The organism is Micromonospora sp. WMMC264, from assembly GCF_027497275.1.
Lineage (GTDB): Bacteria > Actinomycetota > Actinomycetes > Mycobacteriales > Micromonosporaceae > Micromonospora > Micromonospora chalcea.
In genome coordinates this window covers 2,012,202-2,026,683 of sequence record NZ_CP114907.1, presented here as the reverse complement: position 1 = coordinate 2,026,683, position 14,482 = coordinate 2,012,202, and the positions used below count along the sequence as shown (strand labels likewise).

The following is a 14,482-nucleotide window of genomic DNA, read 5'->3' as shown; positions in this document are numbered from 1 at the left end:
CGCCCGCTCAGGTGGTGCCGAGGTAGGCCGGCGGCACGGTGTCGGTGAGCCACACCCCGTTCGCCGAGCGGTAGAACAGGTACCCCGCCTCGGCCATCGCCGCCGCGTCCACCGTCAGCACCACCACCGCGCCGCCCCGGCGCGCGCCGACGCGCCGGGCCGTCGCCACATCAGGTGACAGGTGTACGTGGTGCCGCCCGCCCCGGCGCAGCCCCTGCGCCCGGATGGCGTCCAGCACGGCCTCGCCGGTGCCGTGGAACAGCCGGGGCGGCGGCGCGGCCGGGGTGAGGCCGAGGTCGACCGGAACCGAGTGCCCCTGGTTGGCGCGGATCCGGTCGGCCCCGTCCGGACCGGTCTCCAACGCGAAGCGCTGCTTGTCGTTGCCCGCGACCACGGCGTCCAGGTGGGCGCGGCTGATCCCCAGCCCGGCGAGCACGTCCGCGACCGGCACCCAGCCCGCCCGGTCGAGCCGCAGGCCGTACGCGTCGGGCCGGTGCCGCAACGCCAGCGACAGCCGCTTGCTCACCCGAACAAGATCGCGATGTTCCACCCGTCCAGTGTGGAGCCACGCCCCTGCCCTGTCGACGCAGTTCCCCACCCGCACCCCCTCGCCCCTCCCCGGCCCCGCCTCGCCCCTTCCGCAGCGCCTCCCCGCGCCACCTCGCCCCGCGTTTCCGCCCCGCCCACCGCGCCCGCCCCACCGCACCCGCCGCACCCCGCCTCGCCTCGCCTCGCCTCGCCTCGTCGATCTTGCGGTTTCGGCCCCTCGGGTGCCCGATTTACGGTCTTTTGCCGGGGCAGGAACCCCATGATCGGCGAGATGGAGGGCTGAGGGCCGGCGGGGCGGGCGGGCGGGAGGAGCGAGGGGTCAGGCTGCGGCTCGGTCCGGGAGGGGGCGGCGGCGGTGGGACGGGTCGGTCAGCGTGGGCGGGGACCAGGCGCCGTCGGGCTGGTAGAGGTTCGTGCCCGGCGGGACGATTTCGTCGATGCGGTCCAGCACCGCGTCGTCGAGCGTCAGCTCCGCCCCGGCGAGCAGCGCGTCCAGCTGGTCCATCGTGCGCGGCCCGATGATGGTCGACGTGACCGCCGGATGCACGGCGGTGAACGCCACGGCGAGCTGCGGCAGCGTGCAGCCAACCTCGTCGGCGAGCGCCACCAGTTCCTCGACGGCGGCGTACTTGGCGGCGTTGCCCGGCAGCGCCGGGTCGAACCGGGCCGGGGTGAGCGCCGGACGGCCGGCGCCGAGGTCGACGGGCCGCCCCTGCCGGTATCGGCCGGACAGGAACCCGGAGGCCAGCGGGCTCCACACCAGCACGCCCATCCGGTAGCGGCGGCACACCGGCAGCACCGACGTCTCGACGCCGCGCGCCAGGATCGAGTACGGCGGCTGCTCGGTGCGGAATCGGCCCAGCGCACGCCGCTCGGCGACGTGGTGCGCCTCCACGATCTCCTCGGCCGGGAAGGTCGAGCAGCCGAACGCGCGGATCTTCCCGGCCCGGACCAGGTCGGTGAGCGCGCCGAGCGTCTCCTCGACGTCCGTGGTGTGGTCGGGGCGGTGCACCTGGTAGAGGTCGATCCAGTCGGTGCCCAGCCGGCGCAGGCTGTCCTCGACCGCACGGACGATCCAGCGGCGCGAGTTGCCGCCCCGGTTGGGCCCCTCCCCCATCGGGAAGTGGACCTTCGTGGCGAGCACCACGTCGTCGCGGCGGCCACGCAGGGCCTTGCCGACGATCTCCTCGGACTCGCCGGCCGAGTACATGTCGGCGGTGTCCACGAAGTTGACGCCGCGGTCGAGTGCCGCGTGGACGATCCGGGCGCAGTCGTCGTGGTCGGGGTTGCCGACCGCGCCGAACATCATGGTGCCGAGGCAGTGGACGCTGACCTCGATGCCGGTGCCGCCGAGGACGCGATAGCGCATGTGAGCTCCCTGGTTCGCACCGCGCCGGCCGGATGGCGCGCGGTCCGGTCACGGTAGGAGTTCGAGTGCGCTGGAGGTCAACCGTCGGCGGCGGGTTCCGCGCTGCCGGCGAGGTAGCCGGCCGCCTGCAACTCGAACAGCTCGCGGTAGAGCCCGCCCTGGGCCATCAACGTGTCGTGGTTGCCGGACTGCACGAGCCGGCCGTGGTCCATCACGAAGATCCGGTCGGCGTGCCGCACGTTCGCCAGCCGGTGGGTGATCAGCACGACGGCCCGGTCCGGGTGCCGCCGCAGATGCTGGAAGAGGGCGTGCTCGGCACGCGCGTCCAGCGCGGCGGACGGCTCGTCGCAGATCAGCAGCCGGGCGTCGCGGTAGAGGCCGCGTGCGGCCACCAGCCGCTGCCACTGCCCGCCGGACAGGTCCTGGCCGTCCTTGAACTGCCGGTCCAGCAGCGTGTCGTACCCGAACGGCAGCTCGCTGATCATGTCGTGCGCGGCGGCGTCGCGGGCGGCGGTCTCCACGCTGGGGCCGGGCCCGTCGGCGCGGTCGTGGCGGCCGACGCGGATGTTCTGCCGGGCGGTGAACGGGAACTTCCACCAGTCCTGGCTCATCACCGCGACCTGGGCGGCGGTCTGCCGTGGGTCCAGTTCGGCGGTGTCCACGCCGTCCCAGCGGATCGTGCCGCCGGTGGGCCGGTAGAGGCCGGCGATCAGCTTGGCGAGCGTGGTCTTGCCGGAGCCGTTCTCCCCCACCAGCGCGATCACCTCACCGCGCCGGAACGTGAGGCTTACCTCGTCGACCGCCGCCGTGTCGGTGTCCGGGTAGCGCAGGCTGACCCGCTCGACGTCGATGCGCGTGAACCCGTCGACGGGCAGGTGCCCGCCGGCTGGGATCCGCCGGGTGGCCCGGTCGAGGAAGTCGCGGTAGTCCTGGTAGTAGAGCGCGTCCTCGTAGAGCGAGTTGGTGGCGAAGATCGCGGTGCGCAGGCTCGTCCGCGCGGCCTGGAGCGCGAGCAGCGCGGTGGCCGCCGCCGCCAGCGCGACCACGCCGCCCATCAGCAGCCCGCCCAGTACGGCGTAGACCGCGAACGCGGCCACGCCGGTCACCGACAGGCCGAGTCCTCGGGTGACGGTCTGCGAACGGGCCAGCCGGAGCTGGGCCTGGGTCTCGACGGTCATCATCCGGTGGTACTCGGCCAGCAGGAAGTCCCGCATCTGGTAGGCACGGATCTCGGCGGCGGTGTGCCGATCGGCCATCAAACGGGCCAGCAGGTACATCCGGCGGCGACGGGTGATCCAGGCCAGCAGCGCCAGGTACTGCCGCCGCGCCAGTTTGACCGCGGTGACCGCCTCGGGCACCGCGGCGAGCAGCAGGCACGGCAGCAGGACGGGCTGGATGACGGTGACCGCGGCGGCGGTGGCCAGCACACCCACGACCCCGGTCACCAGGTTCACGGTGTGGTCCACGATCGACGCGGCCTCGGCCATGCCCCGATCCCGGGCACGATCCATCTCCTCGGCGAAGCCGGCGTCGTCGAACGCGGCGAGTTCCACAGCGGTGGTCGCCTCGAACAGCCGGAGTTCCACCTGGTAGTTGATCTGCGGGATGAGCCGCGCCTGCGCCCAGCCGGCGGCGACAGTCAGCGCTCCCCGGGCCGTCACGGCGGCGGCCGCGAGCAGGAGCGCGGGCAGGGCCGCCCGGATCCGGTCCGGTGTGGGCCCGTCGGCGAAGAGTTGCCGGAGCACGCCGGTGGTGGCGAGCAGGCCGAAGGTGGTGAGCAGGCCGGCGACCACGTTGAGCCCGATCGAGGCGAGCGTGTCTCGGCGGCTGGTCGCCCAGGCCAGGCCGATGGCCTCGCGGACGAGGGCGGGCAGCCGGCGCGCCACCGACCAGAAGCTGGTGTGGGCGAACTCGGTGGCGCGGTTCATCCAGTGCCCGTCCGCCAGCTCCGGCAGCGACGTCTCGTCGCCCGCCGCGCTCCCGGCCGGGGCGGGCTCGTCCGGCGGGTGCTCGTCCGAGGGGCGCCGAGGACCGAAAACCGCTGCCATACGCGTCTCCTCCGGTACGCCGACGACTCCGGAGCTTACGTTCCGCAATCGACAGATGTCTCCCCGTGTTCGGCGTGTCGTACAGGCGTCCCAACCGCGTGTCCACCGGGCGGCGGGCGAAAGACCGCCCGCACGGTGGTCGCCGCCGGGTCGCGTCGCGCGCGACCGGTCCGGGTGGCAGGCTTGTGGGGTTCGCCGGCGCAGGCCGGCCGACCGCCCGTCGTGAAGGAGAAGATCGACCCGATGGCTGTGGACGTCACCACCACCGACGAATGGCAGGCGCTGCGCAAGCACGCCGAGGCGATGCGCGGCACGCACCTGCGCGACCTGTTCGCCGCCGACGGGCAGCGGGGTGAGCGGCTCACCGGTGAGGTCGCCGACCTGCACGTGGACTACAGCAAGAACCTGATCACCGACGAGACCGTCGCGCTGCTCGGCGCGCTCGCCGAGCGGATCGGGCTGGCCGACCGGATCGCGGCCATGTTCGCCGGGCGGCACATCAACGTGACCGAGGACCGGGCCGTGCTGCACACCGCGCTGCGCCTGCCCGCGGACGCCTCGCTCACCGTGGACGGCCAGGACGTGGTCGCCGACGTGCACGCCGTGCTGGACCGCATGTCGGCGTTCGCGCAGCGGGTGCGCTCCGGCTCGTGGCGCGGCCACACCGGCGAGCGGATCACCACTGTGGTGAACATCGGCATCGGCGGCTCCGACCTGGGACCGGTGATGGCGTACGAGGCGCTGAAGGCGTACCGGGACGCGGGCATCAGCTGCCGGTTCGTGTCGAACATCGACCCGACCGACATCCACGACAAGACCGCCGACCTGGACCCGGCGAGCACGCTATTCGTGGTGGTCTCCAAGACGTTCTCCACCCAGGAGACGCTCGCCAACGCCGACCAGGCGCGGCGCTGGCTGCTCGCCGGGCTGGACGCGGACGACGACGCGGTGGCCCGCCACTTCGTCGCGGTCAGCACCAACGAGCAGCGGGTCCGGGACTTCGGCATCGACCCGGAGAACATGTTCGGCTTCTGGGACTGGGTGGGCGGGCGCTACTCGCTGCCGTCGGCGGTCGGCCTGTCGGTGATGCTGGCCATCGGGCCGGAGCGGTTCCGCGAGATGCTGGCCGGCTACCACGCGGTCGACGAGCACTTCCGGTCCGCTCCGGTGGAACGCAACGTGCCGGCGCTGCTCGGCCTGCTCAACGTCTGGTACACCGACTTCCTCGGCGCGGAGACCCACGCGGTGCTGCCCTACTCGCAGTACCTGCACCGCTTCCCCGCCTACCTGCAGCAGCTCACCATGGAGAGCAACGGCAAGTCGGTACGCGTCGACGGCTCGCCGGTGACGTACCCGACCGGGGAGATCTTCTGGGGTGAGCCGGGCACCAACGGCCAGCACGCCTTCTACCAGCTCATCCACCAGGGCACCCGGCTGATCCCGGCGGACTTCATCGCGTTCAGCCGGCCCAACCACGACCTGGGCGACATGCACGACCTGTTCATGTCGAACTTCTTCGCCCAGACCGCCGCGCTGGCGTTCGGGCGGACCCGGGAGCAGGTGGAGGCCGAGGGCACCGCGCCCGAGGTGGTGGCGCACCGGGTGATGGCCGGCAACCACCCGACCACGTCGATCCTGGCGCCGAAGCTCACCCCGTCGACGCTGGGCCAGCTGATCGCGCTCTACGAGCACATCACGTTCACCGAGGCCGCGGTCTGGGACATCAACGCCTTCGACCAGTGGGGTGTGGAGCTGGGCAAGGTGATGGCCAACCAGCTCGCGCCGAAGCTCACCGGACCGGACCCGGACCTGGCCGACGTGGACACCTCGACCGCCGAACTGATCCGCCGCTACCGGGCCGAGCGTGGCCGGAGCTGACCGCGTACCCGTGGCGTCCCGCGCGCGACCGGCCGGGACGCCACGGGTCAGCGGCGCAGCAGGTCGGCGTGCGCCGCGCGCAGCCGGATCAGCGCCGGGTCGCCGGCCGGGGCGCGGCGGTCGAGTTCGGCCCACGCCTCGGCCAGCGCGTCGGCGAGCGCCCGCAGCTCGGCGGCGTGCCGCCGGCCGGACTGCTGGTGCAGCTCCTCCAGTCGGCGGGCCCAGCCGGCGCTGATCGCGGCGACGCGTTCGGCGTCGGCGCGCGCCTGGGCCCCGGTGCGGGCGGCCGGCGCGGGCACGATCGCGGCGATCGGGCGGGAATCGCCGTCGCGGGTGACGAGGGTGACGGTGTCGGTCAGCTCGGCCAGGGAGACGAGCTGGGTGAGCCGGGTGCGGACCTCGCGCAGCGGCAGGGCGCGCGGCTGCGGGGACCGGTCGGCCAGTGCGGGGACAGCCATGGACACATGTTCACGTCCGGGTACGACAGTTTCGGCGGTCAGGCCGTCCACTCCGGCGCCAGCACCGACCAGACCTCCATGTCGGCGCGGCCCTCCGGCGTCGCGGCGGCCCCGCGCAGGACGCCGTCGCGGCTCATGCCCAGCCGCTTGGCGACGGCGATGCTGCGGTCGTTGCCGGCCTTCGTGATCCACTCGACCCGGTGGATGCCGCGCTCCCGCACCGCCCAGTCGATGATCACGCGCGCGGCGCGGGTGACCAGGCCCTGCCCCTCGGCGCCCGGTTCCAGCCAGCAGCCCGCCTCGCACACCCCGCGCGCGGTGCTCAGCGACACGAACAGCACGCCGCCGACGAGCGTGCCGCGCTGCCAGATGCCCCAGAGGCCGCCGTCGTCGCGGGCCCACCGGTCGGCGTACGCCTGGAGGACCTTGCGGGCCGACTCGGCGTCGGTGGCGACGAAGGACGCGCCGACCCACGGCGAGATGTGCTCGCGGCAGCGGTCGAGGTTGGCCAGGAACTCGTCGGCGTGCCAGGGCGACAGTGGACGCAGCTCCGCGTCGTCGGTGAGGGCGTGGGCGAACATCCGAGGAAGCTAGCAGGACCGTCGCGCTTTTGTCGGTCGGTCCCTCTACGGTCTGCGCCGTGAACGCCGTCCAGACGTACCGATACCTTCAGCCGTCCGCGCTGCGCGCCGCCGGTCTCGATCTGCAGACCTGCGGCGGCCCGGCGGCCAACCCGCGCTTCTTCGCCGGGTTCCTCACCGCCCCGGCCGTCGCGGCGGCCGGGCTGCTCGCCGTCGCCGAGGTGGCCCGCACCCGCTACCACCAGCCGGTCAACCCGGCCAGCCTGGACCCGGTGGTCACCGGCAGCCGAGGCCGCCTGCGGTTCGAGTCGTTCTCCGGCTGCTGCGGGGTGTACGCCCGGATGGACGTCCTGCCGGCCGGGCTGGACGGCGAGATCAGCGGCCACGGCACCACGAACGTGGACGTGAACCCGCCGCTGCGGGAGGCGCTGGCCCGGGTGGGCGGCATCGAGCCGCTGCACGTGGCGGTCGGCCCGGACGACCTGACCGTCTCCACCATGGACGGCTCGGTGGTCGAGCGGAAGGTGCCGCTGCCCGGACGCTGGCTGCGCGGCTTCGCCGAGGTGCACGTGCTCACCGCCGGCTTCGAGCCGCGCGCCGAGGTCCCGGCGGCGGAGGCGGCGGCGTTCCTGCGCCGGCTGCCCGCCGCGACGGACCGCAGTGTGCTGTGGGCGGTGCCCGCCGGGCGTACGCTGCGGCTGACCTCCCGCCCGGCGCCGGGCGCGGTCTGCCTGGCCGGCGCGGGCCGGCTGGCGGCGCTGCGCGGCGTGCTGCGCCACGCCCGCACGCTGCGGGTGTACGGCCCGGCCGTGCGCGCCGGATCGCCGGCCGTGCCGAGCACGTGGGAGCTGGACACCGGGGCGCTGCGGGTGTCGCTGACGCTGTCCCCCGAGCCGTACCGGGGGTTCTCCGGCGAGGGCGCGGCGCTGGCGGCGCTCGCCGGTGACGACGTGGTGGACGACGCGGAACTGGTGGGCGCGCTGCTCAACTGGGATCCGACGATCGACGTGGCCGCGCTGGCCGACGCCGCCGCGCTGCCCGACGGGCGGGTGCGTGCCGCGCTCGCCCAGCTGGGCACCGCCGGGCGGGTCGGGTACGACGTGGCGGACGGGGCGTACTTCCACCGGGTGATGCCCTACGACGCGGGCCGCGCGGAGCGGGACAACCCGCGGCTGCTCGGCGCGCGGGCGCTGGTCGAGCACGGCGCGGTCGAGCGCGACGGCGGGGACGCGACGGTACGCACCGACGCCGAGGTCTACCGGGTGCGCCGCCACCCGGACGGCGCATACTCCTGCACCTGTCGCTGGTGGGCGCGGCACCGCGGGCAGCGGGGGCCGTGCCGGCACGCGCTGGCCGTGTCGATGGTCGCGGCGCCGGTGGAGGTGCTGTCGTGACCGGGTTCGTCGAGGCGGTGGTGCGCGGCAGGATGTCCGAGGTCCGCTCCGCCCTGGCCGGGTTGGACGAGCCGGCCCGCCGGGCGCTCGGCGACGAACTGGTCGCCGACGTGCGCCGCAGGCGGGACGCCTGGTGGTGGCAGGGCGAGGCGGCGACGCTGGCGGTCGCAGCGGTGGGGACGCTGAGCACGCCGACGAAGGTGGCCGCGCTGCTCGGCCGCCACTCGGTCTGGCTGAGCGGCGTCGACGCCGCGCCGGTGGTCGACGTGGCCCGGGAACGCGGGGTGACCTGGCTGGCGGACGTGGCGTACAAGCTGGCCGACCGGCTGCCCCGGGACCGGATGCTCGCGGGCTGGCGGTTCGTCGCCGGTCTCCTGCTGGCGGAGAAGGCGCCGCCGCCGACCGGGGACGACTTCGTGCGCGGGTGGGCGGCCGCACAGGGCTCCCCGGCCCCACGCGGGACGCGCCCACCCACTGTGGACCGGCTGCGCGCGGACCCGTTCCTGGACGCGCTGCTGCCGCGCCTGTTCGAGGTGGACGGCGTGGGCACCGAACTGGCCCGCGGCGACGGCGCGGGCACGGACGCGGATGCCCTGCCCCGTGCGCTGGCGGCGCTGGCGGCGGAGGGCCGGCTCGACCGCGCTGCCCTGCTCAACGGCGTGCTCGGCCGGCTGCTGCGCGGCGACCGGCCGGCGGCGCTGCGCCCGTTCCTGGCCCTGCACGACCTGCTCGCGCCGACTCCGGACGAGGTGGCGGTGCGGTCGAGCGCCTACCTGCGGCTGCTCGCCGACGGGCCGGGGCCGGTGGCCCGCGCCGCCCAGCGGACGCTGCGGGAGGCCGGTGACGCCGCCGAGCCGGAGGCGCTGTGGGAAACCGCCCGGACGGTGCTGGCCCGGCCGGAGAAGGCGCTGGTCCGGGCACAGTTGACCTGGCTCGACCGGCTGGCCCGGCAGCACCCGGATCAGGCCACGGAGGTCGGCGCGGTGCTCGCCGTGGCGGCCGGTCACCCGGACGCCGGACTGCGCGAGCGCGCGCTGGCGCTGGCGGCGCGGCACGGTCACCGGCCAGAGGCGGTCGCCACCGTGGCCGAGCCTCGTGACGACCTGCCGCCGCCGCTGCCGGCGCCGGCCGCGCCACCGCCGATCGCCGACGTGGACGAGCTGGTGGAGGAGGTGGCGGCGACACTGCGCGGACTGTGGCCGGCCTCGGTGCTGGAACGGGTCATGGACGGGCTGCTGCGGCTGGGCACCCGTGACCGCGACCGTCTCGAGGTCGCGCTGGCGCCGGTGCTGCGCCGGGAGCAGGTGGCCGAGTACGAGCACATCTGGGCCCGGTCCGACCCCTCGTTCGAGATCGACCGGCTGCTGCTGTTCGTCGCGCGTATCGGGGACGCCACCCGGCGCCGCGACGGCTGGGCCTCGACGCTGGCTACGGCTGGTGGCGGGCCTGCCGCGGTGGCCTCCGGCCGCCCCGCGCCGATGTGGCTATACCGCCTCCGGCTGGCCGAGGCCGGGCAGCGCCTGGACGGCCGTGACGATCCAGGGTTGTTGTCCGCGCCCACCTCGGCCACCGGGGCGGTCGAACCGCAGGTGCTCTACGATCGGCTGGCGGCGCTCGGCGACCGGCCGTACTGGAGGTGGGACTACACGCAGGCGTTGTTGCGCCTGCCGGCCGGGGTCGACGAGCCGCTTGCGGCCCGCGCCGAGGCGCTCGGCACGCCGGGCGGCGTCGAGCTGGCGGCCTGGCTGCGCGGCGGTGGCGTGCCGGCGCCGGTGCAGGAGGTGGTGACGGTGGGCCGGCGGGACCGGTCCGGCCGCTACGACTGGAGCTACGACCAGTTACCGGAACGACGGCGGCTCGTCGCGCTCACCCCACCGGCCGACGTGGACGACCGGTTCGGCCTGCTCACTGTGCGGCCGGCGGCGATCGGCCGCCGGATCTTCGACGCCGGGCACCTGTGGCCGGCCGTCCTGCCCGGCCACCGGGGCGTGGTCGCCGCCCAGGTCCTTCCCGAGCTGGCCATGGCCGCCCAGGAGGACTTCGCCGGGCGTGGGCCGGTCCTGCTGGCGCTCGCCGAGTGCACTGGTGCGGGCGGGCCCGCGCTGGACCTGGCCGTGGCGTACGGGCTGTGCGCCCGGCACGAGGCGGACCGGGTGGCCGCGCTCGACGCGCTGCTGATCCTGGCCGCCGCCGGTGACCTGAACGCGCCGGCGGTGGGCGGGCATCTGGGCGAGATGGGGGCGCAGGGGCAGGTGATCCTCACCCGGGCCGTCACGCCGCTGCGGGACGCGCTGGCGGCGGGCGCCCGGCTGAGCGTCTGGCGGCTGCTCGCCGCGGCGTTGCCGCCGCTGCTGGCCGGGCCGACGCCACCGCGGGGCACGCCGGACCTGCTCGCGCTGGCGGCGGAGGCGGCGACCGCGACGGGCGTCCGGATCGAGGTACCAGGGCTGGCCGACGTGGTGGCCCGGGGCGGCAGCAGCCGGCTGGTCGCCGAGGCCCGGCGGCTCGCCGCCGCCCTGGCCGCCTGAGTCAGCCGCCCCCGTCGCCGGGCAGGTAGGCGCACAGCGCGTCGAACTGCGCCACGGTCAGGTACGAGGGATTCGCCGCCTGCGGCTGCCGGAGCACCTCGGCCCCGGCCAGCCGCGGGTCGGCGCGCAGCACCTCGCGGCGTACCCGCAGTGGCTCGTCCAGGATCGTCAGGTCCAGCGGCGCGGTCCACGGCTCGCCCGGCGCGCCGGGCTGCGGCGGGGCGGCGATCCGCCCGACGCCCCAGACGCCGTACGGCGTCCGGCCCCGGCTGCCGCTGGCCCAGAACACCACCGGCTGGCCGGCGCGCATCAGGCGTACCCGGTAGCCGGGGCGGACGCACCAGCCGGTGACGCGCGGGTCGGCGGCGAAGCGGGCCGTAAGGTCCACCGCGTCCGCGTTGCCCTTGATCAACCAGGCGCCGAGGTCGTCCAGGGTCACCCGCCGATCGGTCATCAGCCCATTCTGCGGTCCGCCCGGGCGGAGCGCCGGACGACGGGGCGGCGGGCCGGGGCGGTCGTCAGATGATCAGGTGGGTCCAGTAGGTGAGCCAGACCGCGAACAACGCGCCCTGCAGCAGCGCCAGCGCGGCGGTGAGCCAGCCGTCGAGGCCGGGCCGGCGAGCCCAGCGGGCCAGCACGAACGCGACCGGGAACGCGGCGAGCAGGTAGCGCAGGAGGCTCTTGTACACCGGCGGCCCCATCGACAGTGGCACCAGCACCACGACGAGCGTGTAGACCAGGTACGGCCAGTCGGCCCGGCGGCGCAGCCCGACGACCGCCACCACCAGCGTCGCCACCGCGATCCACACCCGCAGCGCGTCGGCCGAGTTGCCGCCGGTCAGCGCGGACACCGCCGTCGCGACGGGGTTCTGCAACCGGATCGCCCAGCCGGTCTCCTGCGCGTGCTGGTAGGCGAACCAGTCCCCGCTCTGCCAGCGGCAGAACGCCATGAACGTCAGCCAGCCCGCCGGCACCAGCACCAGCGGCCAGCCCTCGCGCAGCAGTCGCGGCCACGCGCGCGGGCCGGCCCGCCAGCCGTGCTGGCGGAGCAGCACCAGCGCCAGCGGCGCCACCACGAGGAAGCCGACGGAGCGGCTCATCGCCAGGAAGTAGCCGACCACGCCGACGACCAGCCAGCGGCGTCGTTCGGCGTACCAGAAGGTGGCCAGCGCCAGGCAGACGAACAGGGACTCGGTGAGCGCCGCCTGGAACAGGAACGCCGTCGGCAGGAGCAGCAGGTACCGGACCGCTCGCCGGCCGTCGGCCGGTGCGGCGCCGCCGAGCAGCCGGCCCCCCAGCCGGTACGCGAAGTAGAGCTGCACCACCAGCGCCACGTTGCTGACCAGCAGCAGAGCCCAGGCGGTGTGACCGCCGAGCAGCGGCGCGAGCGGCCGGGCCAGGAACGGATAGAGCAGCGGGAAGCCGAAGTCCGGCCACGGCCGGTCCAGTGGCAGCCGGGCCAGGTGCTCGTAGAGGAACGAGTCCCAGGCGAACCAGAGCGAGAACCAGCGGTGCGACGAGATCGCGTCCTGCTGCTCCCGCATCCCGGTCTCGCCGGCCGGCGGCGCGCCGGGCACCCCGTCCCAGGCGGCCAGCACCAGCACGCCGAGCAGGCTGAGCACGAGCTTCGAGCCGACGAAGACGGCGAACACGAATCCCCACGGCTCGGGCACCCCGCGGGCGACCCGGATTCCACGCGACCACCACCGGGTACGCCCGGAGCGCGCCCCGACGGCAGGGCCGGCCGCGCGATCGGGTCCGGCCGCGCCGCCGGGTTCGACCGCGCCACCGGGATCGACCCGCCGCTCCTCCGTCATCGCGCTCCCACCGGTCGGCCCCTGGCCGACGGCCCGGCCGGAAACCCGGCCCGCATTCCCCATCCGTCCCCGCCCACACCCGTCCCCGCCGGCACCCGTCCGGCCCACACCCCTCCGGCCTGCCCCGTCCGGCCCGCCCACACACCTGTCCGGCACGCCCCCATGCCCGCGTCGATCATGAGGTTGGCGGCGACAAATCAGACACCAAACGCCGTCAACTTCATGATCGACGGGGCCAGGCCGGGTCGGGTCGGGGCGGGGCGGGGCGGGGTGGGGTGGGTGGGCGGCGCATCGGGGTGGGTGCGCAGGTGAAGTTGCCGGTGGGGCGGGTATGCGCGGTGCCGCATCGGGAGGCTGGCGGCAGGGGGCGCGGACGGCATGGGTGACGGCGACGGAACCGTGATCATCGGGGCGGGGCCGGCCGGGTTGACCGCCGCGTACGAGCTGCTGCGGCACGGCGAGCCGGTCCGGGTCTACGAGGCCGACGACGTGGTCGGCGGGATCAGCCGGACCGTGGAGCGCGAGGGCTGGCGCTTCGACATCGGCGGGCACCGCTTCTTCACCAAGGTGTCCCGGGTCGAGAACTTCTGGCACGAGATCCTGCCGGACGAGGACTTCCTGCTCCGGCCGCGGATGAGCCGGATCTACTACCGCGGGGCGCTGTTCGACTATCCGCTCAGCGCCGGAAACGCGCTGCGCAACCTCGGCCTGCTGGAGGCGGCGCGCTGTCTGGCCTCGTACGGCCGGGCCCGGCTGCGCCCGCCGAAGGACCAGTCGCACTTCGAGGGGTGGGTGTCGGCGCGGTTCGGCTGGCGGCTCTACTCGATCTTCTTCAAGACGTACACGGAGAAGGTCTGGGGGATGCCGGCGGACCAGTTGCAGGCCGACTGGGCGGCCCAGCGGATCAAGAACCTGTCGCTGGCCACCGCGATGCGCAACGCGCTGCTGCCCCGGCGCGACCGCACGGACGTGACCAGCCTGATCGAGGAGTTCCAGTACCCGAAGCACGGCCCCGGGATGATGTGGGAGCGCTGCGCCGAGGAGGTCGCCCGACGCGGCGGCGAGGTACGCACCGGCGCCTGGGTGACCGAGGTACGGCGGGACCCGACGGCCCGGCGGGCGACAGCGGTGACGCTCGTCGACGCGGACGGTGAGCGGACCGAGCCGGCCGATCATGTGATCTCCTCGATGCCGATCTCCGCGCTGGTGCGGGCGATGCGGCCGGAGGCACCGCCCGAGGTGCGGGCCGCCGCCGACGACCTGCGGTACCGAGACTTCCTGACCGTCGCGCTCGTGGTGCCGGAGGAGTTCTCGTTCCCGGACAACTGGATCTACGTGCACGACCCGGCGGCCCGGGTGGGCCGGATCCAGAACTTCGGCTCCTGGTCGCCGTACCTGGTCAAGGACGGGCGGACGTGCCTGGGGCTGGAGTACTTCGTGTTCGAGGGCGACGAGATGTGGCGGACGCCGGACGCCGAACTGGTCGCGTTCGCCACCGCCGAGCTGGAGCGGCTGGGCCTGGTCAAGCCCGGCTGCGTGGAGGCCGGTTACGTGGTCCGGATGCCGAAGGCGTACCCGGTCTACGACGAGCGGTACCAGCGCAACGTCGACGTCATCCGGGGCTGGCTTGCTGCGAACGTGCCGAACGTGCACCCGGTCGGACGCAACGGCATGCACCGGTACAACAACGCCGACCATTCGATGCTCACCGCGATGCTGACCGCGGAGAACATCGCGCACGGCGCGGAGCACGACGTCTGGACCGTCAACGTGGAACAGGACTACCACGAGCAGCGCAGCCCGTCGCGGCACGGCACCGGCCGGGACGCGCCGGTCGTCCCGGCCCGTCGGTAAGGCGCC

The 14,482-nt window shown here is 74.7% G+C and carries 11 protein-coding genes; 4 read left to right on the top strand and 7 right to left on the bottom strand.

Annotated elements, in window-relative coordinates; genetic code table 11:
- Positions 1-7: 7 nt before the first annotated feature.
- The 3 genes from O7542_RS08275 to O7542_RS08265 all read right to left on the bottom strand — a co-directional run bounded on the left by O7542_RS08275 (position 8) and on the right by O7542_RS08265 (position 3,966).
- A complete protein-coding gene (locus O7542_RS08275) occupies positions 8-550 on the bottom strand; it encodes an RNA 2'-phosphotransferase (RefSeq protein WP_166455964.1) in 543 nt (180 codons plus the stop codon).
- Positions 551-868: 318 nt separating this feature from the next.
- Positions 869-1,918: an aldo/keto reductase gene (locus tag O7542_RS08270; RefSeq protein ID WP_104112602.1), complete on the bottom strand. Its 1,050-nt coding sequence runs from the start codon at positions 1,916-1,918 to the stop codon at positions 869-871.
- A 77-nt stretch (positions 1,919-1,995) separates the two neighbouring features.
- Complete coding sequence (locus O7542_RS08265; protein WP_281605984.1) at positions 1,996-3,966, bottom strand: ABC transporter ATP-binding protein; 1,971 nt, start codon at positions 3,964-3,966, stop codon at positions 1,996-1,998.
- Positions 3,967-4,209: 243 nt separating this feature from the next.
- Between O7542_RS08265 and pgi the strand changes: the two genes are divergently transcribed.
- Complete coding sequence (gene pgi, locus O7542_RS08260) at positions 4,210-5,844, top strand: glucose-6-phosphate isomerase (RefSeq protein WP_166455966.1); 1,635 nt, start codon at positions 4,210-4,212, stop codon at positions 5,842-5,844.
- A 47-nt stretch (positions 5,845-5,891) separates the two neighbouring features.
- Here pgi and O7542_RS08255 read toward each other — a convergent pair whose 3' ends face one another.
- Positions 5,892-6,302: a hypothetical protein gene (locus tag O7542_RS08255; RefSeq protein WP_069088496.1), complete on the bottom strand. Its 411-nt coding sequence runs from the start codon at positions 6,300-6,302 to the stop codon at positions 5,892-5,894.
- Between the two features lie 38 nt (positions 6,303-6,340).
- Positions 6,341-6,883 carry a GNAT family protein gene (locus O7542_RS08250; protein WP_043323469.1) on the bottom strand — a complete coding sequence of 181 codons (543 nt, stop codon included), beginning with the start codon at positions 6,881-6,883 and terminating at the stop codon, positions 6,341-6,343.
- A 59-nt stretch (positions 6,884-6,942) separates the two neighbouring features.
- On the opposite strand from O7542_RS08250, the gene O7542_RS08245 reads away from it, so the two are divergent.
- Together O7542_RS08245 and O7542_RS08240 are read left to right on the top strand one after the other, a co-directional pair.
- Entirely contained in the window at positions 6,943-8,277 is a 1,335-nt protein-coding gene (locus O7542_RS08245; protein ID WP_166455967.1) for an SWIM zinc finger family protein, read from the top strand.
- The gene (locus tag O7542_RS08240; RefSeq protein WP_281605983.1) at positions 8,274-10,805 is read left to right on the top strand and encodes a DUF6493 family protein; all 2,532 of its coding nucleotides are present in this window, start codon (positions 8,274-8,276) and stop codon (positions 10,803-10,805) included. Before O7542_RS08245 ends, O7542_RS08240 begins: the two co-directional genes overlap by 4 nt.
- 1 nt (position 10,806) lies before the next feature.
- Here O7542_RS08240 and O7542_RS08235 read toward each other — a convergent pair whose 3' ends face one another.
- Positions 10,807-11,259: a hypothetical protein gene (locus O7542_RS08235; protein ID WP_064445687.1), complete on the bottom strand. Its 453-nt coding sequence runs from the start codon at positions 11,257-11,259 to the stop codon at positions 10,807-10,809.
- Between the two features lie 64 nt (positions 11,260-11,323).
- Positions 11,324-12,622: a hypothetical protein gene (locus O7542_RS08230; RefSeq protein WP_166455969.1), complete on the bottom strand. Its 1,299-nt coding sequence runs from the start codon at positions 12,620-12,622 to the stop codon at positions 11,324-11,326.
- Positions 12,623-13,000: 378 nt separating this feature from the next.
- Here O7542_RS08230 and O7542_RS08225 point away from each other — a divergent pair, with 378 nt between their 5' ends.
- Positions 13,001-14,476 carry an NAD(P)/FAD-dependent oxidoreductase gene (locus O7542_RS08225; RefSeq protein ID WP_281605982.1) on the top strand — a complete coding sequence of 492 codons (1,476 nt, stop codon included), beginning with the start codon at positions 13,001-13,003 and terminating at the stop codon, positions 14,474-14,476.
- Positions 14,477-14,482: the final 6 nt, after the last annotated feature.